The 20,690-nt window shown below is 41.2% G+C and carries 27 protein-coding genes; 15 read left to right on the top strand and 12 right to left on the bottom strand.

Going from position 1 to position 20,690, the window contains the following annotated elements; genetic code table 11:
- Positions 1–4: 4 nt before the first annotated feature.
- The 14 genes from minD (at position 5) to DWW60_RS01265 (ending at position 11,215) form a co-directional block, all read left to right on the top strand.
- A complete protein-coding gene (gene minD, locus DWW60_RS01330; protein WP_022216474.1) occupies positions 5–796 on the top strand; it encodes a septum site-determining protein MinD in 792 nt (263 codons plus the stop codon).
- Between the two features lie 16 nt (positions 797–812).
- Positions 813–1,142, top strand: coding sequence for a cell division topological specificity factor MinE (locus tag DWW60_RS01325; protein ID WP_117548966.1), 330 nt, complete (start codon positions 813–815; stop codon positions 1,140–1,142).
- A complete protein-coding gene (locus tag DWW60_RS01320; RefSeq protein WP_117548965.1) occupies positions 1,093–2,256 on the top strand; it encodes an FtsW/RodA/SpoVE family cell cycle protein in 1,164 nt (387 codons plus the stop codon). Before DWW60_RS01325 ends, DWW60_RS01320 begins: the two co-directional genes overlap by 50 nt.
- A gap of 10 nt (positions 2,257–2,266) precedes the next feature.
- Positions 2,267–2,662 carry a methylglyoxal synthase gene (locus tag DWW60_RS01315; protein WP_022216472.1) on the top strand — a complete coding sequence of 132 codons (396 nt, stop codon included), beginning with the start codon at positions 2,267–2,269 and terminating at the stop codon, positions 2,660–2,662.
- A 52-nt stretch (positions 2,663–2,714) separates the two neighbouring features.
- On the top strand, positions 2,715–3,710 hold the full coding sequence (locus DWW60_RS01310; RefSeq protein ID WP_243002894.1) for a D-alanyl-D-alanine carboxypeptidase family protein: 996 nt from the start codon (positions 2,715–2,717) through the stop codon (positions 3,708–3,710).
- Positions 3,711–3,783: 73 nt separating this feature from the next.
- Positions 3,784–4,203, top strand: a complete 420-nt coding sequence (locus DWW60_RS01305) for a hypothetical protein (RefSeq protein WP_015534931.1) — start codon at positions 3,784–3,786, stop codon at positions 4,201–4,203.
- 94 nt (positions 4,204–4,297) lie between these two features.
- Positions 4,298–5,704: an HlyD family efflux transporter periplasmic adaptor subunit gene (locus DWW60_RS01300; RefSeq protein ID WP_117874217.1), complete on the top strand. Its 1,407-nt coding sequence runs from the start codon at positions 4,298–4,300 to the stop codon at positions 5,702–5,704.
- A 22-nt stretch (positions 5,705–5,726) separates the two neighbouring features.
- Positions 5,727–6,422 (top strand): YggS family pyridoxal phosphate-dependent enzyme, encoded by a 696-nt coding sequence (locus DWW60_RS01295; protein WP_022216469.1) that lies wholly within the window; start codon positions 5,727–5,729, stop codon positions 6,420–6,422.
- Positions 6,423–6,434: 12 nt separating this feature from the next.
- Entirely contained in the window at positions 6,435–7,088 is a 654-nt protein-coding gene (locus tag DWW60_RS01290) for a cell division protein SepF (RefSeq protein ID WP_015534935.1), read from the top strand.
- 25 nt (positions 7,089–7,113) lie between these two features.
- Complete coding sequence (locus DWW60_RS01285; protein WP_015534936.1) at positions 7,114–7,830, top strand: DivIVA domain-containing protein; 717 nt, start codon at positions 7,114–7,116, stop codon at positions 7,828–7,830.
- 32 nt (positions 7,831–7,862) lie between these two features.
- Positions 7,863–8,948 carry a 3-dehydroquinate synthase gene (aroB, locus tag DWW60_RS01280; protein WP_015534937.1) on the top strand — a complete coding sequence of 362 codons (1,086 nt, stop codon included), beginning with the start codon at positions 7,863–7,865 and terminating at the stop codon, positions 8,946–8,948.
- A gap of 23 nt (positions 8,949–8,971) precedes the next feature.
- The gene (gene lspA / locus DWW60_RS01275) at positions 8,972–9,490 is read left to right on the top strand and encodes a signal peptidase II (RefSeq protein WP_117874216.1); all 519 of its coding nucleotides are present in this window, start codon (positions 8,972–8,974) and stop codon (positions 9,488–9,490) included.
- A 3-nt stretch (positions 9,491–9,493) separates the two neighbouring features.
- Entirely contained in the window at positions 9,494–10,417 is a 924-nt protein-coding gene (locus DWW60_RS01270) for an RluA family pseudouridine synthase (protein WP_022216467.1), read from the top strand.
- A gap of 183 nt (positions 10,418–10,600) precedes the next feature.
- Positions 10,601–11,215: a cytidylate kinase-like family protein gene (locus tag DWW60_RS01265; RefSeq protein ID WP_238050269.1), complete on the top strand. Its 615-nt coding sequence runs from the start codon at positions 10,601–10,603 to the stop codon at positions 11,213–11,215.
- Positions 11,216–11,371: 156 nt separating this feature from the next.
- Here DWW60_RS01265 and DWW60_RS01260 read toward each other — a convergent pair whose 3' ends face one another.
- The 3 genes from DWW60_RS01260 to yneA form a co-directional block, all read right to left on the bottom strand.
- On the bottom strand, positions 11,372–12,091 hold the full coding sequence (locus tag DWW60_RS01260; RefSeq protein WP_117548961.1) for a tRNA 2-thiocytidine biosynthesis TtcA family protein: 720 nt from the start codon (positions 12,089–12,091) through the stop codon (positions 11,372–11,374).
- Positions 12,092–12,121: 30 nt separating this feature from the next.
- Positions 12,122–13,186: a tyrosine-type recombinase/integrase gene (locus DWW60_RS01255; RefSeq protein WP_055144446.1), complete on the bottom strand. Its 1,065-nt coding sequence runs from the start codon at positions 13,184–13,186 to the stop codon at positions 12,122–12,124.
- A 273-nt stretch (positions 13,187–13,459) separates the two neighbouring features.
- Positions 13,460–13,789: a cell division suppressor protein YneA gene (gene yneA / locus DWW60_RS01250; RefSeq protein ID WP_015534940.1), complete on the bottom strand. Its 330-nt coding sequence runs from the start codon at positions 13,787–13,789 to the stop codon at positions 13,460–13,462.
- A 312-nt stretch (positions 13,790–14,101) separates the two neighbouring features.
- Here yneA and lexA point away from each other — a divergent pair, with 312 nt between their 5' ends.
- Positions 14,102–14,722 carry a transcriptional repressor LexA gene (gene lexA / locus DWW60_RS01245; protein ID WP_022216463.1) on the top strand — a complete coding sequence of 207 codons (621 nt, stop codon included), beginning with the start codon at positions 14,102–14,104 and terminating at the stop codon, positions 14,720–14,722.
- A 295-nt stretch (positions 14,723–15,017) separates the two neighbouring features.
- Here lexA and DWW60_RS01240 read toward each other — a convergent pair whose 3' ends face one another.
- From DWW60_RS01240 to rplU, 9 genes are all read right to left on the bottom strand, one after another.
- Positions 15,018–16,205, bottom strand: a complete 1,188-nt coding sequence (locus DWW60_RS01240; RefSeq protein WP_055222651.1) for an HD-GYP domain-containing protein — start codon at positions 16,203–16,205, stop codon at positions 15,018–15,020.
- Positions 16,206–16,259: 54 nt separating this feature from the next.
- The gene (rsfS, locus tag DWW60_RS01235) at positions 16,260–16,610 is read right to left on the bottom strand and encodes a ribosome silencing factor (protein ID WP_022216461.1); all 351 of its coding nucleotides are present in this window, start codon (positions 16,608–16,610) and stop codon (positions 16,260–16,262) included.
- Between the two features lies 1 nt (position 16,611).
- On the bottom strand, positions 16,612–17,190 hold the full coding sequence (gene yqeK, locus DWW60_RS01230; RefSeq protein ID WP_082419750.1) for a bis(5'-nucleosyl)-tetraphosphatase (symmetrical) YqeK: 579 nt from the start codon (positions 17,188–17,190) through the stop codon (positions 16,612–16,614).
- A gap of 69 nt (positions 17,191–17,259) precedes the next feature.
- Positions 17,260–17,883: a nicotinate (nicotinamide) nucleotide adenylyltransferase gene (gene nadD, locus DWW60_RS01225; protein ID WP_022216459.1), complete on the bottom strand. Its 624-nt coding sequence runs from the start codon at positions 17,881–17,883 to the stop codon at positions 17,260–17,262.
- Between the two features lie 13 nt (positions 17,884–17,896).
- Positions 17,897–18,184 (bottom strand): ribosome assembly RNA-binding protein YhbY, encoded by a 288-nt coding sequence (gene yhbY, locus DWW60_RS01220; RefSeq protein WP_022216458.1) that lies wholly within the window; start codon positions 18,182–18,184, stop codon positions 17,897–17,899.
- Between the two features lie 14 nt (positions 18,185–18,198).
- Positions 18,199–19,494, bottom strand: coding sequence for a GTPase ObgE (gene obgE / locus DWW60_RS01215; RefSeq protein ID WP_055144437.1), 1,296 nt, complete (start codon positions 19,492–19,494; stop codon positions 18,199–18,201).
- 193 nt (positions 19,495–19,687) lie between these two features.
- Positions 19,688–19,975, bottom strand: a complete 288-nt coding sequence (gene rpmA / locus DWW60_RS01210) for a 50S ribosomal protein L27 (RefSeq protein WP_004850948.1) — start codon at positions 19,973–19,975, stop codon at positions 19,688–19,690.
- Positions 19,976–19,980: 5 nt separating this feature from the next.
- Positions 19,981–20,307 carry a ribosomal-processing cysteine protease Prp gene (locus tag DWW60_RS01205; protein WP_015534943.1) on the bottom strand — a complete coding sequence of 109 codons (327 nt, stop codon included), beginning with the start codon at positions 20,305–20,307 and terminating at the stop codon, positions 19,981–19,983.
- Between the two features lie 28 nt (positions 20,308–20,335).
- Positions 20,336–20,644: a 50S ribosomal protein L21 gene (rplU, locus tag DWW60_RS01200; protein WP_004850943.1), complete on the bottom strand. Its 309-nt coding sequence runs from the start codon at positions 20,642–20,644 to the stop codon at positions 20,336–20,338.
- Between the last annotated feature and the right edge of the window lie 46 nt (positions 20,645–20,690).

Here is a 20,690-nt window from a genome sequence, read left to right as displayed (position 1 = left end):
TATTATGTGTGAAGTTATTGTTGTTACATCAGGAAAAGGCGGAGTTGGCAAGACGACCACATCGGCGAATATAGGAACCGGTCTTGCGTCCCTCGGGAACAGAGTGGTGATGATAGATACAGATATAGGTCTCAGAAACCTGGATGTTGTGCTTGGCCTGGAAAACCGCATAGTCTATAATCTGATAGATGTAATAGAGGGAAACTGCAGATATAAGCAGGCTCTTATAAAGGCGAGGAACTACAACAATCTGTACCTGCTGCCTTGCGCGCAGACCAGGGATAAGACAGCGGTCAGCCCGGAACAGATCATCAAGCTCATAGACGAGATAAGAGACGAGTATGACTACATAATCATTGACTGCCCGGCCGGTATAGAACAGGGCTTTAAGAACGCCATAGCTGCTGCTGACAGGGCTGTCATAGTGACAACTCCCGAGGTCTCGGCCATAAGGGATGCAGACAGGATAATCGGTCTGCTCGAGGCGTATGGAATTGAAAAACAGCACCTCATAATCAACAGGATAAGATATGATATGGTCAAAAAGGGCAATATGATGTCCGTCGATGATGTGGTTGATATACTTGCAGTGGATCTGCTTGGAGTAATCGCCGATGATGAGGACATAGTCATATCGACAAACAAAGGAGAACCGGTCGTGTGCAGCAACACGAAATCGGGACATGCATATATGAATATATGCAGAAAGATAGTGGATGATTCCCTTGAAGTTGAAGATTATTATTCAGGGAAGAACCGCTCACTGCGTTCGCTTTTCAGACGTAAAAGAGCCTGAAGGGAGGAATATGGGGATGAATAAGATATATTTATATAACACAGGAAGTTATGCCAAAGAAAGGCTTATAAGCATGCTGGCTTCAGACAGGATAGGGTGTAATCCGGATTTCCTGGACGATATGAAGCATACCATAAAGCAGGAGATAGACAGATACATCAATGTAAAGGAATCAGATATCGATATCCAGGTCAAGGAGCGTATGCTAGTGGCATATATTCCATTGTTAAGCGTGGATACAGAGAAGAAGGATAACGAATATACATACAGAACAATAGGACGAGGATCAGTGAATTATGAACTTATTCAAGAAGGATCAACTGAACTTAAAACAATTCAGTCTTGATCAGGATCAAAAAAAATACAGTATACTGGATTACAATTTCAAATTGTTTTTCCTGATAATAGCAGCCATGGCCATGGGTACTGTGATCATAGTGAGCGTAGATGAGACAAAACTCACAAAGCAGTTGATCGGTGCCGGGGTGTGTATACTGGGAATGATAATAGTATCACTCATAGACTATAATTTCATATGCAAATACTACATGGTACTATACGCTGCAAATATAGTGCTGCTGGGACTTGTACTGGTGGCAGGATCAGGTGCGGATTCCCATGGAGCCAGCAGATGGTTCCAGATATCCGATTCATTTACCATACAGCCATCGGAGTTTGCCAAGATAATACTGATAATCTGCACGGCTGTTTTTCTTGAAAAACATGCGGATGATCTGAACACGGCAAAGACGCTGCTGAAGCTTGCAGCTTTCCTTGCAATACCGATCGGACTTATATTTGCCGAGCCGGATCTTTCAACCACGATATGTATATGTGCAACATTGTTTATAGTCATATTTATAGCGGGGCTCTCACTCAAGATAATAGGTATTGCGGTACTGATACTCATACCATTCTTTGGAGGCTTCTTCTGGTATATCCAGCAGGACAACCTGCCTCAGTTTCTGAACGGATATCAGAGACAGCGTATACTTGGACATATGTATGGAGGCGGATCCACCCAGGATCAGCAGAACAACTCGATCATGGCCATAGGATCGGGACAGTTGACCGGTAAGGGGATCAACAGCTCTGATGTGGCAACCGTAAAAGATACAAATCTCATATCTGAGCAGCAGACAGACTTTATATTCTCGGCAGTGGGAGAAGAATTAGGTTTCATCGGAAGTGTTATTATTATTGCAATTTTACTGCTCATAGTGTTACAATGTATTAGGGTTGCTAGGCGTTCCGGTGATAAAAAGGGAATGTATATAGCAACAGGTATGGCAGCGCTGGTCAGCATCCAGTCATTTATCAATATTGGTGTTGCCACATCCATACTTCCGAACACGGGATTACCTTTGCCATTCATAAGTTACGGACTGAGTTCACTCGTCAGTTTGTGTGCCGGAATGGGCATGGTTCTCAATATAAATTTGCAAAAGAAAAAGTATTAGGAGGATTTTCATGAATATTGGTTTGATAGCACATGATGCTAAGAAAAAACTGATGCAGAACTTCTGTATAGCATATAGAGGAATTCTTAATAAGCATGAGCTTTACGCAACAGGAACTACCGGAAGACTTATTGAGGAGGTTACCAATCTTACAGTTCACAAATATATTGCAGGACATCTTGGCGGTGAGCAGCAGCTCGGATCACAGATAGAGAACAATGACATCGATATGGTAATCTTTCTGAGAGATCCGCTTCATCCAAAGAATCATGAACCTGATATAAACAACATATTTACATTGTGTGATACACATAATATTCCGCTTGCGACTAATCTGGCAACTGCCGAGCTTCTTATACTGGCACTTGACAGAGGAGATCTTGACTGGCGTGAATTCTACAAGTAAATATATTTCAGCACCGTTATCAGGCTGTTGAATATATTTCGGAGGTTATATTATGTTTAATCAAAGCAGAATAGGAAAATACATGCGAAGAAGTATCTCTTTGATACTTGTGTTGTCGATGGTTCTTCTGACCGGCTGCGGAAGCAAGACCTACAAAGCTGGAAAACAGCTCGACATAGGTGTGTTGCCTGATCTTCCGGTGTATGGGGAGCTCGGAATGGCATACGATAACGCTGTGATAGCACAGGGCGAGGAGATAGATGCCGCAAACTACAACGGATGTTATGCCGCTATGCTTGTCGATGAGACGACCAAGGATACCATAGTGGCTCATAATGTACATGGAAAGATATATCCGGCAAGTATGACCAAGATCATGACAGGTATACTCGTTATGGAGAGCATAGAAAAGGGAGATATATCCCTTGACGATGTGGTAACTCTCAACAGAAAGGTAACATTTGACGATTGGGATGCCATGGCCAGTGACCTGGTCGGAGGCTGCAGCCTGACGGTCAAGAACCTGCTGTACGGTCTCATGATAACATCATACAATGACTGTGGTGTTATACTTGCAGAGCTGATAGCCGGCAGCGAATCAGCATTTTGTGACATGATGAATGAAAAGGCGAAGGAGATTGGTGCTACAAATACCCACTTTGTCAACTGTCATGGACTTCACGACGATGACCATTACACTACAGCGTATGATCTGTATCTTATAATAAAGGAATTTTCAAAGCATGACCTTGCGTATGTGATAGATTCACTTGATACATATGATTTCACATACACGGATGCAGATGGCAATAAACAGGTGGTAACCATAGAGCCGACAAATGAATTCTTAACTGGTGAGGTAAATTTTCCAGATGGATACTCGATAGGTTCGTGGAAGACCGGAACCACAGAGGAGGCACTCAACTGTCTTATCATGGAGCTTAAGAACGATTCCACCGGTGAAGAGTATATTGCTCTTGTAGCCGGAGCAGATGGAAAAGAGGCACTGTACAGCGCCATGACTGAACTTATAAATAAGGCAAAGTGATGTGTGTATCTGACATATATGATACGGACATTATTTGTATAAATTTTACATCAAGATTCAGGAGGCATGAAAAATGATTCACATTATTGCAGGAGATAAGGGTAAGGGAAAGACAAAGGCACTGATAGATAAGGTCAACAATGAAGTAAAGGTTGTTTCCGGTACGGTAGTATTTCTTGATAATAACAACAAGCATCTCTATGAGCTCAGCAACAGAGTCAAGATGATCAACTGTACAAGCTATGGAATTAGCAAGCTGGATTCGTTCACCGGATTCGTGCGAGGAATAATCTCCCAGAACAGTGATATTGAGAAGATTTATATAGATAATTTTAAGACGGTTGCATACGTTGGAGAGTCACATATCGTTGAGGCATTGGACGAGATAAAGAACATATCCGATATGTTCAATGTTGATATAGTGATCTGTCTGGCAACAGATGTCAATGACGTACCAGAGGATTTCAAGGACTGCGTTATTGCGGCATTATAAGCTGGATGCCGCCTTATATTTCAGATAGAATGTGGTTGGCATATGTATGTTGCCAGCCATTTTCTGTGCCAGAGTAAATTACGGGAGACATATTATGGCGACAATAAAACGAAAAAAACAAAAGACAAAGATCGAACTTCCAAAGCTTAAAATGCCGGGCTTTGGAACATTCCTTTTTGCACTCGTATTCATATATATACTCATCAGGGTCGTTGCGTATGTTAATGATTCTGATCCGATAATATTCACGGTTGAGCAGAGTACGTACGATACTGATTTCACGGCTACAGGGCTTGCGGTAAGAAGTGAGACTGTCATAACCGCCTCGGCGACGGGAACACCATGCTACTATATAAGAGATGGCGAGAAGGTATCCAAGGGTGCAAATATATATGCCATTGACAGCTCGGGCTCCATGCAGGCAGCAATGAGCGACATGCAGGAGAATGGTTCAGCACTTCTCACGAGCGCAGATTACACAAGTCTGAACAATCAGATAAAGATGTTCAAAAATGGATTTTCGGCATCCAATTTTGGTAATGTATATAATTTCAAGACAAGCATCGACAACAAGCTTTTAGAGCTCTATGAGGAGCTTGCTCTTGAGCAGGTCAGCAATGGTTCTTCATCATTTTCACTTGATGCCCAGAAGGCGCCATTCAGCGGACTTGTCACATACTATCAGGATGGATATGAGAGCGTCGATGTGAAGAATCTGACACCTGAGCTTTTTGATAAAACTGTGTATACAAAACAGTCACTCAAGTCAGATGGCCAGGTTTCTGCGGGCAGCGCTGTATGTAAGCTTATCAACGATGAGGAATGGAATATTGCCATATCGCTCAGCAAGGATGAATTTGACAAGGTTACACAGAATGAATACGCTTCATTTACCATCAATAATTCGAGCAGAAAGATCAGATCGACATACGATAAGATCGAAAAAGATGGTCATTATTATATAGTGGTATCATTCAACAAATATATCGCGCAGTATGTAAATGAAAGATTTCTGGACATCAACTTCATGTTCGAGGAATCCAGCGGTCTGAAGATACCGGCTTCATCCGTAATAACAAAGGATGTATATATGATACCTGTGGATTACCTGACAGGAGGCAGTGGTGATTCAGATCTGACTCATTTTAATCAGGTAACATATGGCAATTCGGGAAGCACTTCAATAAAACAGATATCACCGATAATATATTTTACCGACAAGAGATTCTGTTATGTTGATCCGTCAAGTATAGATTCAGATGCGGTACTGCAGAAGAATAATTCCAAGGAGACATTTTCCGTTGCCACAGCCGCCAAGTATACGATGGATGGTGTTCTGTGTGTATCAAGAGGAACTGCGGAATTCAGAAGAATAGAGGTTATCGTATCGGGTGATGATTACTCGATCATCAAGCCGGATCTTTCATATGGAATATCCAGATATGACAGAATATTACTGGACGGACATTCCATGAAAGAGGGAGAGCTTATATATCAATAGTACAGACACAGGAGATGATAATATGCTTAAAGAAAATTACGAAAAAGTAAAAGAGAACATAGTCAGGGCATGTGAAAAGGCCGGCAGATCACCGGAGGATGTCACTCTGATCGCCGTTAGCAAGACAAAGCCTTTGTCAGATATAGAGGAATTGCTCAGTGATACGAATGCCGTTGATTTTGGTGAGAATAAGGTTCAGGAGCTTGTGGACAAATACGAGAATGTCTCAAGACCTGTAAACTGGCATATGATAGGTCACCTGCAGACGAACAAGGTAAAATACATTGTAGATAAGGTGTGTATGATACACTCCGTTGATTCGTTAAATCTTGCCAAAACCATTGAGAAGGAGGCTGCAAAGCATGATGTCACAGTCAATATTCTCATTGAGGTAAATGTTGCACAGGAAGAAACAAAATTTGGACTGTCATGCGACGAGGTACTTCCGCTTATCCAGGAGATAAAAGATTTCCCTCATATCAGGGTTAAGGGTCTTATGACTATCGCTCCATTTGTGGATGATCCCGAGGACAACAGGGTCTATTTCCGCAAATTGAAAGATTTATCACTTGACATACAATCTAAAAGCATTGATAATATCGATATGAGTGTCTTGTCGATGGGTATGACAAACGACTATGAAGTTGCAGTTGAAGAAGGTGCAACGTTGGTTAGAGTTGGCACGGGAATATTCGGTGCCAGAAATTATAATATTTAAAGGAGAACAATCATGGCAAAGGGAAATACAAAGAAAAGTTTTCTTGATTATTTCAAATTAAGTGATTCAAGCGACGATGACTTTGATGATGATTTGTTTGATGAAGATGAAGATGACTATGAAGATGAAGACGATATGGACGATCGCTTAGACGATGAGTACGATGATGAGGATGATTACGATGCGCCTCAGACAGAGTCCAGAGTGAAGGCTTCACCGCTCAAGTCCTTTAATAAGTACAAAGGTTCTGCATCATCTGACAATGGATCGGCCAGATCAAAAGCTGCAAGATCTTCTCATGGTCAGCAGTCAGGAGCAGGTAATGGAAAGCTCGTATCGATCAACAGCAGATCCAGAGCAATGGATGACAGTGAAGTATTTGTTATCAAGCCGGACGAGTTTGACGATGCGCAGATGATAATCGATCATCTCAATCGAGGACAGATAATCGTAATAAACATGGAGGATCTTGATCTTCCAACTGCACAGAGAATAGCGGATTTCATTGGAGGAGCAAGTTATGCTGTGGATGGTCTGTTTCAGGCTATTTCGGGCAACATATTCCTTGCCACACCTAATGGAACCTACGTATCTGGTGATTTAAGAGAGGAATTGGCTGGAGGATCTCTTCAGGGGGAAACTCTTTCAAGTAAGGCAACTTATTAATATATGTTTTTACGGGGGATTACATATGCTTACACCAGTTGATTTACAACAGAAGAAGTTCACGCATGGAATGGGATATGCGCGAAAAGATGTAGATGCATTTTTTGACATAGTTGTGCTCAGCTACACAGAACTGTATAAGTCCAATGCAGATCTTACCAATCAGGTGAAAACTCTGACTGACAGTTTAGTACATTACAGAACAACCGAGTCAAAGCTCCAGAAATCTCTCATGCTAGCAGAGAAGAATGCTGAGGAGTCTACAAAGAACGCCACTGATAAGGCGAGACTGATAGAGAATGATGCCAAGATCAAGGCTAATAATATAGTGCAGGAGGCCAGGGAGGAGCTTGAGCGCATAGAGGGAAGTATTGATGGAATAAAACAGCAGTACAAGGACTATGTATGTGCATTCAAGGCTCTGATGGAAGCCCATATGAATTACCTTGCCCAGAATCCTATCAATGAGGAGATGGGACTTAATTTCGACGATGTATTAAGCGAGGGCAGTTCAAATGCTTCTTATTCACAGTCGACACAGAGCGCAGCTATGAATTCGTTTATGAACTCCTATGACGGCGATCCACAGGGCCGCGAGGAATCAACTCTCGGATCAGGAGGCGGCTCAGCCATGGGTGATTCAACACTTGGCGGTGCCGGTGGCGGAAGTGTTACAAGTGATTCGTCTGTATACACAAAGAATCTTGGCGGTAAGTCATTTGTTAATCCATTTGGAAACTAACAATATATTTTATACTAATGGAGAATGTTTATATGTGTAATGCACTCACAGTTCATCTGAATGATGAACCAATCTATGACATTTTCTTTGCAAACGATTTTAATTCCCTGCCTGAGCTTTTAGCCGGACAGGGAATTGCTGATAGAAGGGTATGTATCGTTACAGAGAGTAATGTTGCGCCTCTTTATCTCGATGAGATCAGGAATCAGCTTGATGGAAAATGCAAAGAATTGATATCTATTATATTTGAGGCCGGTGAGTCTCAGAAGAATCTTGATACAGTAAAGATGATCTACGAGAAGCTTATTCTTGCAAAGTTTGACAGAAAAGATCTTCTGGTGGCTCTTGGAGGCGGCGTGACGGGCGATATAACCGGATTTACTGCTGCAACGTATCTCAGAGGCATAGACTTTGTACAGATACCTACAAGTCTTCTGGCACAGGTGGACAGCAGTATTGGTGGAAAGACAGGCGTTGACTTTGATTCATATAAGAACATGGTCGGAGCCTTTCACATGCCAAAGCTTGTGTATATCAATGTGTCAACACTCACCACGTTATCCGATGAGCAGTTTATTTCGGGAATGGGAGAGATCATAAAACATGGACTCATAAAGGATTCTGCATATTTTGACTGGCTTATAGAAAACCACGACAGAATACTTGCAAGGGATAAGGATGTCCTGATGGAGATGATCAGGGTGAGCTGCAACATCAAGAGAGTTGTTGTGGAGAACGATCCTACGGAGAAGGGCGACAGAGCTCTGCTCAATTTTGGACATACTCTTGGACATGCCATAGAGAGATACCTCGACCTTAAGCTGAGTCATGGGGCATGTGTCGGCATCGGATGCTGCCTTGCGTCTGTTATCTCATACAATAGGGGTGACATCACAGAGGACGAGCTTCATAAGATCATACATGCATTTGATATGTTTGGTTTCCCTACTCTCAAGGACTACCCTGTCGATGCAGATGCTGTCATAGAGTACACTAAGAACGATAAGAAGATGGTTGGGGACAAGATAAAATTTATCCTTCTTCACACTATTGGCGATGCATATATCAATACCAATGTCGTTCCTGATGATATGAAAAAGGCATTTGAGTGGCATTGATGTTCAAAGGAGGAACGGATATTATGAAAAAGAGAATACCGATGGCTATACTTGCCATTATTATTCTTACAGCTTTAGATCAACTGGTGAAACATCTCATATCAACCAACTTTCAGGTTGGACAGACAAGGAAAATAATCGATGGAATTTTCCAGCTCAACTATGTTCAGAACAGAGGTGCGGCCTGGGGAAGTTTCTCAGGTAAGATCGTTTTCCTGCTTGCGATAACATTTGTTATCCTGCTTGCGGCTATATATGTATACATCAGGCTTGCAGGCAATCAGGAAAAGAAATATACACCGCTCAGGATATCACTGGTATTTCTCATATCGGGAGCTGTCGGCAATATGATCGACAGAGTTGCCCGTGGATATGTGGTTGACATGTTTGACTTCTGCCTTATTAACTTCCCGGTATTCAATGTCGCAGATATATTTGTCACATGCAGTTTTATTGTTATAGTTATTCTGGTGCTGTTCAAGTATAAGGATGATGAGCTCTCAGAGATCATACACCAAAAACAGACAGATGGACAGGAATAGTATATGGAAGAATATAACATCGAAGCCAGCGGCGACTGGGCAGGGAAAAGAATAGACAAGGTTCTCAGCGGGTATTTCAGCGATTATTCGAGATCTTTCATAAAGAAGTTATTTGATGACGGATATATTCAGGTCAACGGTAAGGCTTCAAAGCCGAGCTACAGTGTACGTACCGGAGATATTTTTGATATATCTGTGCCGGATCCGGTCAGCATTGACATTGAGCCTGAGAATATACCGCTCGACATCATATATGAGGATGATGACGTGATACTTGTGAATAAACCAAAGGGAATGGTGGTTCATCCGGCACCGGGACACTACAGTGGGACTCTGGTCAACGGACTGATGTACCATTTTAAGGATTCCCTTTCCGGTATAAATGGAGAATTCAGGCCGGGAATCGTTCACAGGATAGATATGGATACAACAGGTGTACTTGTGGTGTGTAAGAACGATAATGCCCATAGATCATTGTCTGAGCAGCTTCACGAGCATAGTATAACCAGAAAGTATTATGCCATAGTCCATGGAAATATCGCACAGGATGATGGTACTGTGGATGCGCCGATCGGAAGAAGTCCTAAGGATCGGAAGAAGATGGCGATCAATACCAGAAATGGCAGACATGCCGTCACACATTACAGGGTTCTGGAGCGTTTTGGAGGAAAGTATACCTTTATTGAGTGTCAGCTTGAGACCGGCAGGACACATCAGATCCGAGTTCATATGGCATCCATTGGACATCCCATACTTGGGGATGAAGTTTATGGACCGAAGAAATGTCCGTTTAAGCTGCAGGGACAGACGCTGCATGCTGGTATTCTCGGTTTTGAACATCCCTCAACCGGGGAATACGTTGAGTTCAAGGCTGATCTGCCGGAATATTTTGAAGATCTTATAAAGAAGCTAAAACTGTTAAATTAATATAATGTAACAAACGAGTATAGACAATTGTCACAAATTACGTGCAATTGTCTATACTTTTTTATTTACAGTTTATTGTATAAATGTTATAATAACCCATATAGGAATTTAAGTATTTTGTACATAAGTAATATATTTTGATATTTTTTACATGGAGAATACGAGAAGATGGGAGTGGTTACTATGGCAGAGAAGAAGATTATTACTATAGGTAGACAGTTCGGAAGTGGAGGCAAGCAGATCGGAGAAGCTCTTGCAGAAAAGATGAACATACCATTTTACGACAAGGAGTTACTTAAAGAAGCAGCAAAGAACAGTGGAATATGTGAAGAGATTTTTGACAGCTTTGACGAAAAGCCTACGAATAGCTTTCTTTACTCACTGGTGATGGATCCATATTCACTGGGATTTGGCAGTTCAACAGAGCTTCCTCTCAACCACAAAGTTTTCCTTGCGGCATTTGACACCATCAAGAATCTTGCAGAGAAAGATGGTTCATGTGTATTTGTCGGCAGATGTGCTGATTACGCACTCAGGGATCTGGACAACGTGGTGAATATATTCCTGTATGCAGACATGGATGACAGAACAGCCAGAATCGCCAAGAAGTACAACATAAGTGAATCGAAGGCCAAGGATATGATCAAGAAGGAAGACAAGGCAAGAGCTTCATATTACAACTATTATACATCCAAGAGATGGGGCGAGATGAAGGGATACGACATATGTATCAATACTTCGAAGTACGGCATAGATAAGACGATAGATCTGTTATATGACATTGTAAATAATTATTGATCTCAGTCATGATTATTATTGAAAATTGTAATATATCATCATAATAATGTCATTATAAAATCTTGTATATAAAAATGACAGTAGGTTGTTTGTTAAACGCTTACTGTCATTTTTGTTTTGTGATTGGATTCATTTTTTATATCCATAAGCTATTAATCAGTGCCTTGACCACCCGTCTATTCCGGCACCCTCGATGGAGGAAAATATACGATCTTTTACATCAGGCACGCGTACTTTGAGTTCGTCTATAATGTCTTTGCTTTCCTGACGCTTTGTGACGCCGTCAGCGGGACAAGGGTTCTTGCAGACTGGAAGATCGTTGGCGCGTGCAAATGCTCTTATTTCGCCTTCCAGGGCGTATATAAGAGGTCTTATGAGTGTGACTCCTGATTTCTCCAGATGAGTGACAGGAGAGAAGGTGTGAATGCGCCCCTCATACAGCATGGACATCAGGAAGCTGTCTATAACGTCATCCTTGTGATGGGCATATGCGATCTTGTTGCAGCCAAGTTCTGCAGCACAATCATTGAAGGCTCCTTTACGCATACGGCTGCAGAGTGAACATGGATTAGGTTCCTTCCTGTAATCGAAAACGATCTCGCCTATATGAGTTTTGCAAACCGTGTAATTGACTCCAAGTGACTCGCAATATTCCTTAAGTCTGGACGTGTCAAAATCCTTAAATCCAAGATCTACGGTTATAGCTTCAATTTCAAATGGTATGGGATAAAACTTTTTCAGTTTGGACATTGCATATAAAAGTGTCAGACTGTCTTTGCCTCCGGATATTCCTATGGCTATCTTGTCACCGGGACTGATCATATCGTAATCAGTTATAGCTCGTCTTGTATATGATAAAAGCTTTTGTGATTTCATAAAAATACTCCTTAAGTTAACATAATATTATTATGGTTTAATTGTGCGTTTTTCACGAAGCTGTACTTCGTTCCTGAAACGACGTTTTCTGTCCTCATCCATATCAGCGTAGTGTTTTCTTGTTGTATTTACATCCGAGTGGCCTAATACGTCCGCCACCAGGTATATGTCGTCTGTAGCCCTATAAAGCTCAGTGCCAAACGTACTCCTGAGTTTGTGAGGTGTTATATGCTTTAAAGGAACGGAGGTAAGAGAGTATTTTTTTACAATATTCTCAACTGATCTGACAGATATTCTTTTTAATTGACCGGACAGAAATAACGCATCCTCATGGCCTTTTTCCGGTATCAGTTTTTTCCTTTCATCAAGATATTCAAGCAAAGCTTCACTTGCCTCATCACTGAAGTATACGTATGCCTCCTTGCCACCTTTTCGAACGATCTTAATCCGCATATTATCGAAGTCAACGTCACGTATATCAATTCCAACGCATTCGGATACACGCATGCCGGTGCTGAGCATAAGTGATAAAAGCGCCAGGTCACGGACTTTATTTTTCTCATGATATTTTTTCTGGCGTTCAGTCAGGCCGCTGCCATACTCAACATTATCAAGAAAATCTGCAACCTCGTTTGGCTCCATTCGTATAATTTTCTTATCGTGTATCTTTGGCATGTCGACCTTTTCTGCAGCGTTTGAGCTTATACGGTCGTTTTTATACAGGTATGCAAAAAATACCCGGAGTGCAGATAATTTGCGTTTTAACGCCTGTTCACCGTTGGTGTATGTACGTCCGTTTTTAGTGTAAAGCTTCATGGCATGCAGGAACTCCTCGATGTCCTCGGCCTCAAGTCTGCTGAGATCCTCAGTAGTAATATCAAGTGGAGTTTTATCACGAAAGAATGGGTTATTTTCACATAAATACTCGTAGAATGTTTTTATATCCCTGGCGTAACCAAGGCGTGTTCTTGTGGATGTAGTATTCTCAATTCCACGAAAAGCGATCGTTGCGTATTGTGGTAACTCGGAAAGAATATCTCTGAGCAATAATATATTATTCTCATCGACCTGTTTGTTGTATGGCTTGGCTGGCATCGTTATATTTGAAACCTCCTGATATATGTTAATTTGTTGGCATATTCATGTATATGGCTAAATGGATTATAGCATAATCTAATAAAATATGCTATATTTTTTCGTAAAACCTGAGTTTAGCGAATAGAAACATATAGACTAAAATACATTCCAACTGCACTGCTTTCACTGATTCTTACGACTCTCTAAGCAAAAATCTAAACAGAAAACGCATATAGAATCTATCATTTAATAGAATCTATATGCGTTGATCAAGAACATCTAATTCCTTGTTTAATTGAGATCAGTCACTTCATAATATGGTATTACCAGGTTGGTTCCGGCTACTATCGATGAATCGTTGTTCAGATTGTTGATCGAGACAACTTCATCGATATAATCCTGGGTTGATGTATATTCATCAGTCATATACTTCTGAGCTATATCCCAAAGTGAATCGCCGGACTCAACGGATATACATGTGTAATACTTGGTGCTGGCATTGGTGGCATCAGCTTCGGATGCATCCATGTGTGTGATCGAAACATATAATACTGCTGCTATGATTATGGCTACAATTATTGTCACCTTTTTATTGCTAATGAAATTAAATAATCTATTCATATCTATCCCTCCTGAACGTATGTTTGTTACTATGTTCGTATTATATCGAACAGATGTTTTGTTGTCAAGTGATTTTCGAACACTTGTACGACTGCAGTTCGTATTGTAACTCTGAATCCTTAATACTCCTATATTATGCACTATCAAGTGTCCATTTTTATTCCCACGAAAGAATAGATCCGGTCAAGAATATTCAAAACAAAGCAAAATTAAAACAGAACATTCGTTTGCAATATCAGAACATATGTGCTATCATATTTTGTATATAACAGATTTTGTTAAATAGAATTTATTTGTGGAGGTTCAATATACATGGGAAAAGGAAAGATATCTGATAAACAGACAGAGATTTTGGAATATATCAAGGAAGAACAGCTTAAGAAAGGCTATCCACCTTCAGTAAGAGAGATCTGCAAGGCTGTTGGACTCAAGTCTACATCATCAGTACATGCCCATCTCGCATCTCTTGAGGAGAACGGATATATAAGGCGTGATCCAACAAAACCAAGGGCTATAGAGATAATAGATGATGATTTTGCATTGTCAAGGCGTGAGGTTATTAATATACCTGTTGTTGGACAGGTTGCAGCGGGACTTCCTATCCTTGCCACACAGAATATTATGGATTATTTTCCTATTCCACCGGAATATTTACATAACACCAATAATCAGACATTCATGCTTCGCGTTAAGGGCGAAAGTATGATCAACATCGGAATCAACGATGGTGATCTCCTTATTGTTGAACAATGCTCTTCTGCTTCCAATCGTGATATTGTGGTTGCACTTATCGATGACGGGGCTACAGTAAAGAGATATTTTAAGGAGAATGGTCATATAAGACTTCAGCCGGAGAATGATTATATGGATCCAATTATCGTAGACCACTGCGATATACTCGGAAAGGTTATCGGATTATTTAGGCAGATGTAATTACAATATAATATAATAAATCCATTAAGAAAGAGATCCCCAGGTCAACATACGTCAGCAACATTTACGTATATGACCTGGGGATCAATTTATGTCATATTTTTTAAGAGGGGGCTTATTAAAAGTAAATTAACTTCAAAATGGTTAATTTATATCAACTTGTTAATTACATTATACCAATTAATTAGCTTATTTCAAGCCTAAATCCAACAAAAATAGGCTAAAAAACCATAAAAAACAGTTTTTTAGCCTATTAGCTTAATGTATATTTAGCCTATTTTTAAGTAATCACATTTTAGTATATGTGCTTATCAGCATTCTGTTCTGCTATCTGTTTGAATTCCTTGAAATGAGCCTGGAATAATAATACCACCTTTGGATCAAACTGTTTACCACTCTGGCTTACTATCTCGGTATAAGCCTCCTCCATAGACCAGCCTTTCTTGTAGTATCTTGCTGATGTAAGGGCATCGAATACATCACATACAGCCATAAGCCTGCTGATATATGCGATCTCTTCTCCCTTCATATGCAGATATCCAGAGCCATCCCACTTCTCATGATGTTCCTTGGCGATTGTTCTTGCAATCTGAAGGATCTGTCCCGGACATTTTGAGAGAAGTGCGTCGCCATATAATACATGACTCTTCATAATGGCGAACTCCTCATCTGTAAGACGGGAAGGTTTGTTGAGTATTTCTTCGCTGATCATCAGTTTGCCAATATCGTGCATCATGGCTGCGGTTGAAAGCATGTCAACATAATCGTCATCAAAACCGGATGCCTTTCCAAGAACCTCCATGTATTTTGCAACTCTCTTGATGTGCTCACCTGTTGATTTTGACTTGCTCTCTGAGAGCTCGGCAAACGCATATATGAGTTCCTTCTGATTAGTTTTGACCTCTTCAGCATGGTCTATAACATTATTGAGCATTGTTGAGTTTCTTGATACTATGAAATATGATACAAATGACATGATAAAAATGGCTATAACACATGGCGCTATGACCAGTATCATATTGTCAGCAAAGTCATCATGTGCGGGTGGAATAACAAGATCACATAATCTGTAATTGACTATATCTGCAGCGAATACACCGACTGTAGATAAAAGCGCAGTATAGAGAACCATTGTCTTGTTATAATAAAGGGAAGCTACAAGCATAGGAAATATCCAGACGATCATAGCTGTGTACGATAAAGTTGTATTGAGTATGGAGCATATGAGTACAGCCAATGCAATTACCACATATTTTATACATTTGCCCTCATTGTTCTTAAGTAGATCAATAAAAATCGTAGGTATAAGGGTCAGAATACAGCATACTCCCATGCAGGAACACAGGAGCACTATATTGCACTGCCCTCCAATATATGTAAATACCCAGTATAAAAGTATCAATATAGCAAAAAGCCTCATACATTTGGAGGCAATATGATTGATCTTGATATAATTGTCGCTTAATAGCCTGTTACTCTCCATGTTTTAATCCCCAAATTCTTACTTGCAACCCAATCTTATTTTAAACTGAATATCTTATATGCTGTCCAGAGATACAATATCTCCGTCACTCCATATCTTCTCTATGTTGTAGAATCTTCTTGATTCTTCAGAAAATATATGGATTATTATATCATAATAATCCAGCAAAATCCATCCACCTTCAGAATATCCCTCCACTCCCTTGTGGGAATATCCAGCTTCGTGCATATTGTCCTCAACATTATCGCTGAGTGCCTGAACCTGTTTTTTATTTGTTCCGTCAGCTATCACTATATAATCACATAAGGTTGAAATTCTGCTTATGTCTATGATCTTAATGTCAAATGCTTTTTTATCCTCAAGAGCAGCACATGCTATCTTGAGCATCTCTCTGGAATCTGCCATATTAGTCCTCACTGTTCAATGATGTATAATATTTATATGTCCGGACAGACATTTCGTCCGTGTCTCCACAGCTACCACTGTCCAGATAAGTTAAAGTATTCTTTAATATGTGGGCCACCGAAGCGTCAATATCGGAGAATGCCTCATTTCTTATTTCATCTATCTCCGGCAAAGGCTTACGGTTCGGCTCTATATAGTCAGCCACAAAAACAATCTTTTCCAGAAGCGACATAGCCGGTCTTCCAGTGGTATGGAATTCTATAGCCGATCGGATGTCCTCATCGTCAACTCCGTATTTTTCTCTTGCGTAATATGCTCCCAGCTTTGCGTGTAAAAGCTCAGGGTTAGCAAATTCGACCTGGCTTATTGGAAGTCCGTGTTTTTGGCATCTTGCTATCTTCTCGTCTGCAGGCAGACATTTGGCGCAGTCATGTAGAAGTCCGGCAGTCAAAGCTTTGTTCACATCTGCTCCGTGAACCATGGCCAGGCAGCCTGATACATATTCCACACCAAGTGAATGTTCAAATCTTTTCTTTGTGAGCTTGTTTTCAAGGCGCTCACGCATCTCAAATCTGTTCATCTTATCTCCTATCTGTTGCAAATGTTCAAGTATAAGTAATATTCAATATATGTTGTTATACCTGCCAGATCAAACGTGATATAGACCATTGTCCCTGATATATGTTATCACGCTGTCGGGAACCATATCCCTGATATCTTCTCCTGACCGCACAGCAGCTCTTATATCACTTGAGGATATATCGTGCTGGTGGATGTACTCCCGGCGGATATCAGAAGCCGGAAACAGGCTTTGCAGGCTTGCTATCTTGTCGTTGATCATATCCTCAGGAGCTCCACTTCTTGTTGTGACAAGCAGCGTTGCATGCCTTGATATGATGTCAGGTCTGTGCCAGTGGTCAAAATACATAATGGAATCCCCGCCCATGATAAAATACCAGTGAACGTCAGGATATAACTCATGAAGGGCCTCAAGCGTATCTGAGGTGTATGTGATCCCGGGACGTCTGAGCTCAAAATCAGAATACTCCAACCCTTTTATGCCATCTATGGCAAGTTTTATCATGTTGACCCGGTGATCTGTTGTAACTTCGTTGGAAATATCTTTATAACCAGGCTTATTGTTGGGCATCACAAGCACTTTATCCAGTCTAAACTGTTCCAGTGCCTGTACGCCAAGCTCTATATGTCCATAGTGTATAGGATTGAATGTTCCGCCGAGTATACCTACATGTCCTGCTTTTTGTGCCAGCATGGCTTATTCCCCCCTATGGAAGTTCGATTTTCTTATGTTCCTTTGACTCCTTGTACAGAACGATCTTTCTGCCGATCACCTGAACTACCTGTGAGTGGGTTCTCTCACCGAGCATAGCTGCTATCTCACGAGGATCGTCAAGACAGTTCTTGAGAACAGAGATCTTGATTAGTTCTCTCGCCTCAAGAGCCTCTGCAACAGATTCTGTGAACTCAGGTGTGAGTGATGATTTGCCTATGTTGAGTATAGGCTGGATGGTCTGTGCCAGCCCCTTTAAATATGCTCTCTGTTTGCTATTCATACGTGTTTATTCCTTTACTTATAATAATCAAATTCAAGGAAATACATTCTTACAGTATCTCCGTCTACACAGCCAAGCTCCTCAAGCTGTGCAAGTATTCCATTGTCTCTGAGGAACTTCTGGAAGAAATCAAAGCCCTTCTCAGATTCAAGGTTCGTATATCCGAGCATCTTCTCGATTCGTGGACCCTCGACGATATATACACCCTCCTCCTCGTCTGACTTTCTGACTTCAAATGGAAGCTCAGGATCATCCTGCATGGACAGATCTATCTCAGGTTCAAATTCGATGATCTCCCTTGGAGACTGCTTTACAAGGTCATTGACATACCAGAGAAGTTCATTGATACCCTTTCCTGATACTGCAGATATAGGGAATATCTTATATCCTTCATCCTCCGGGAATTCCTCCTTAAGCATCTCTATGACAGTCTCATAGCCCATATCATCCAGAAGATCGACCTTGTTGGCTGCTATAACCTGTGGACGGTTCTCGATGTCTTTATTGTACTTCTTGAGCTCTTCATTGATTACGTGGATATCATTGATCGGATCTCTTCCATCCACCGAGGCTGCATCCACGATGTGGATTATAACCTTTGTACGCTCTATATGTCTTAAGAACTGAAGTCCAAGACCTGTTCCTTCTGACGCACCTTCAATTATGCCTGGAATGTCTGCGATCACGAAGCCGTTCTTATCCCCGAGATCCACCACACCCAGGTTCGGAACTAAAGTGGTAAAATGATATGCCGCGATCTTAGGACGGGCATTCGTAACTCTTGCAAGGAAGGTTGATTTACCTACACTTGGGTATCCGACAAGTCCTACGTCAGCAATACACTTGAGTTCAAGATCTACTGTAAGCTCCTTGGCTGGCTGACCAGGCTGTGCATACTTTGGCGCCTGCATGGTCGAAGTTACATATGTTCTGTTGCCACGGCCACCACGGCCTCCTTTAAGGAAAACAACAGGTTCCTTCTTGTAGGCCATATCGAGAATAACCTTACCTGTCTCTGAATCTTTGACAACAGTTCCAGGTGGAACCTTGAGCACGATATCGGCACCATTGCTGCCATGGCAGTTCTTCTTGCCGCCCTCTTCACCGTCTCCGGCTTTGTATTTTGTCACATGTCTATAGTTAGTGAGCGTGTTCATTCCCTCGTCGACAACAAAGATAACGTCACCGCCATTACCTCCGTCACCGCCGTCAGGACCGCCGTTTGGAACATATTTCTCTCTTCTGAAGGATACATGTCCGTCACCGCCCTTGCCTGATCTCACATATATTCTGGCTCTATCGGCAAACATAATATACCGCCTTTCTATGTCAGATATTCTATACCGAATATTCAATGTCTAAACTACCTGTGTCAAGTTCTGCAGATACATCTGCACACTATTTCATAGTATACCCCATATCTGCACTTTTGTCTGTAAAAAAAGACTGGAATAATAATAATTACTCCAGTCTCTTGATAGTATTACTTATATATATCCAATATTACTCGTTAACTACTGGATAGATAGAAACCTGCTTCTTGTCTCTACCCTTTCTCTCAAATCTAACGATACCATCAGCTGTAGCGAACAGTGTGTCATCTCCGCCGATACCAACGTTAAGACCTGGATGAATCTTTGTTCCACGCTGTCTGTAAAGGATGTTACCAGCCTTTACGAACTGACCGTCAGCTCTCTTAGCGCCAAGTCTCTTGGACTCTGAGTCTCTGCCGTTCTTTGTAGAACCTACACCTTTCTTATGAGCGAAAAACTGAAGTTCCATCTTCATCATGTCAATTACACCTCCTTAAAGGTCATACAAATATAATCGCCATAGGATTCTTCGATTCCGGATATACCGATCACAAGCGCCTGCATCAAAGTCTGTGCCTTGATATCCGGCTCCTCTGTGAATATGAAATCCATATGTCCACTCTCCTGATCGCAGTCAAGTGTGAAATTCACATCTGAAAGCTTCTCAACAGAGTTCAGGATGGTTATCGTGATCGCTGAAACTGCGCTACAGACGATATCTTGTCCGGGATCATCATATTCCGCATGTCCATCTGTCTTAAATCCTATATATTCCGAATTGCTGTTCTGATAAATAACTACATCAATCATGTCTTATAATCGATACAATCAATACCAATTAAGCGTTGATCTTCTTGATCTCAACCTTAGTATATGACTGTCTGTGACCATTCTTCTTGTGATAGCCAGTCTTTCTCTTGTACTTGTAAACAATAACTTTCTTAGACTTGCCTTCACCAACTACTGATGCTGTTACAGATGCATTAGCAACTGCATCTCCACACTTAACGTCTGAATCAGTGCTTACTAAGATAACATCATCAAATGTTACTTCGCTTCCAGCCTCTGCTGCGAGCTTCTCAACCTTGATCACGTCTCCTTCAGCTACCTTGTACTGCTTACCGCCTGTTGCTATAATTGCGTACATGGTTAATACCTCCTTAATCAAACTCGCCAGTTTTGGTGGTGTCTGT

Source organism: Coprococcus sp. AF16-22 (genome assembly GCF_003461545.1).
Lineage (GTDB): Bacteria > Bacillota > Clostridia > Lachnospirales > Lachnospiraceae > Coprococcus > Coprococcus aceti.
Note: the sequence above shows the minus strand (reverse complement) of the source record. Positions and strands in the feature narration are given on the sequence as shown.

Excerpts from the sequence above, each read along its gene's own strand:
- minD (WP_022216474.1), top strand. The coding sequence starts at position 5 with ATGTGTGAAGTTATTGTTGTTACATCAGGAAAAGGCGGAGTTGGCAAG.
- DWW60_RS01325 (WP_117548966.1), top strand. The coding sequence starts at position 813 with ATGAATAAGATATATTTATATAACACAGGAAGTTATGCCAAAGAAAGG.
- DWW60_RS01320 (WP_117548965.1), top strand. The coding sequence starts at position 1,093 with ATGAACTTATTCAAGAAGGATCAACTGAACTTAAAACAATTCAGTCTT.
- DWW60_RS01315 (WP_022216472.1), top strand. The coding sequence starts at position 2,267 with ATGAATATTGGTTTGATAGCACATGATGCTAAGAAAAAACTGATGCAG.
- DWW60_RS01310 (WP_243002894.1), top strand. The coding sequence starts at position 2,715 with ATGTTTAATCAAAGCAGAATAGGAAAATACATGCGAAGAAGTATCTCT.
- DWW60_RS01305 (WP_015534931.1), top strand. The coding sequence starts at position 3,784 with ATGATTCACATTATTGCAGGAGATAAGGGTAAGGGAAAGACAAAGGCA.
- DWW60_RS01300 (WP_117874217.1), top strand. The coding sequence starts at position 4,298 with ATGGCGACAATAAAACGAAAAAAACAAAAGACAAAGATCGAACTTCCA.
- DWW60_RS01295 (WP_022216469.1), top strand. The coding sequence starts at position 5,727 with ATGCTTAAAGAAAATTACGAAAAAGTAAAAGAGAACATAGTCAGGGCA.
- DWW60_RS01290 (WP_015534935.1), top strand. The coding sequence starts at position 6,435 with ATGGCAAAGGGAAATACAAAGAAAAGTTTTCTTGATTATTTCAAATTA.
- DWW60_RS01285 (WP_015534936.1), top strand. The coding sequence starts at position 7,114 with ATGCTTACACCAGTTGATTTACAACAGAAGAAGTTCACGCATGGAATG.
- aroB (WP_015534937.1), top strand. The coding sequence starts at position 7,863 with ATGTGTAATGCACTCACAGTTCATCTGAATGATGAACCAATCTATGAC.
- lspA (WP_117874216.1), top strand. The coding sequence starts at position 8,972 with ATGAAAAAGAGAATACCGATGGCTATACTTGCCATTATTATTCTTACA.
- DWW60_RS01270 (WP_022216467.1), top strand. The coding sequence starts at position 9,494 with ATGGAAGAATATAACATCGAAGCCAGCGGCGACTGGGCAGGGAAAAGA.
- DWW60_RS01265 (WP_238050269.1), top strand. The coding sequence starts at position 10,601 with ATGGCAGAGAAGAAGATTATTACTATAGGTAGACAGTTCGGAAGTGGA.
- DWW60_RS01260 (WP_117548961.1), bottom strand. The coding sequence starts at position 12,091 with ATGAAATCACAAAAGCTTTTATCATATACAAGACGAGCTATAACTGAT.
- DWW60_RS01255 (WP_055144446.1), bottom strand. The coding sequence starts at position 13,186 with ATGCCAGCCAAGCCATACAACAAACAGGTCGATGAGAATAATATATTA.
- yneA (WP_015534940.1), bottom strand. The coding sequence starts at position 13,789 with ATGAATAGATTATTTAATTTCATTAGCAATAAAAAGGTGACAATAATT.
- lexA (WP_022216463.1), top strand. The coding sequence starts at position 14,102 with ATGGGAAAAGGAAAGATATCTGATAAACAGACAGAGATTTTGGAATAT.
- DWW60_RS01240 (WP_055222651.1), bottom strand. The coding sequence starts at position 16,205 with ATGGAGAGTAACAGGCTATTAAGCGACAATTATATCAAGATCAATCAT.
- rsfS (WP_022216461.1), bottom strand. The coding sequence starts at position 16,610 with ATGGCAGATTCCAGAGAGATGCTCAAGATAGCATGTGCTGCTCTTGAG.
- yqeK (WP_082419750.1), bottom strand. The coding sequence starts at position 17,190 with ATGAACAGATTTGAGATGCGTGAGCGCCTTGAAAACAAGCTCACAAAG.
- nadD (WP_022216459.1), bottom strand. The coding sequence starts at position 17,883 with ATGCTGGCACAAAAAGCAGGACATGTAGGTATACTCGGCGGAACATTC.
- yhbY (WP_022216458.1), bottom strand. The coding sequence starts at position 18,184 with ATGAATAGCAAACAGAGAGCATATTTAAAGGGGCTGGCACAGACCATC.
- obgE (WP_055144437.1), bottom strand. The coding sequence starts at position 19,494 with ATGTTTGCCGATAGAGCCAGAATATATGTGAGATCAGGCAAGGGCGGT.
- rpmA (WP_004850948.1), bottom strand. The coding sequence starts at position 19,975 with ATGATGAAGATGGAACTTCAGTTTTTCGCTCATAAGAAAGGTGTAGGT.
- DWW60_RS01205 (WP_015534943.1), bottom strand. The coding sequence starts at position 20,307 with ATGATTGATGTAGTTATTTATCAGAACAGCAATTCGGAATATATAGGA.
- rplU (WP_004850943.1), bottom strand. The coding sequence starts at position 20,644 with ATGTACGCAATTATAGCAACAGGCGGTAAGCAGTACAAGGTAGCTGAA.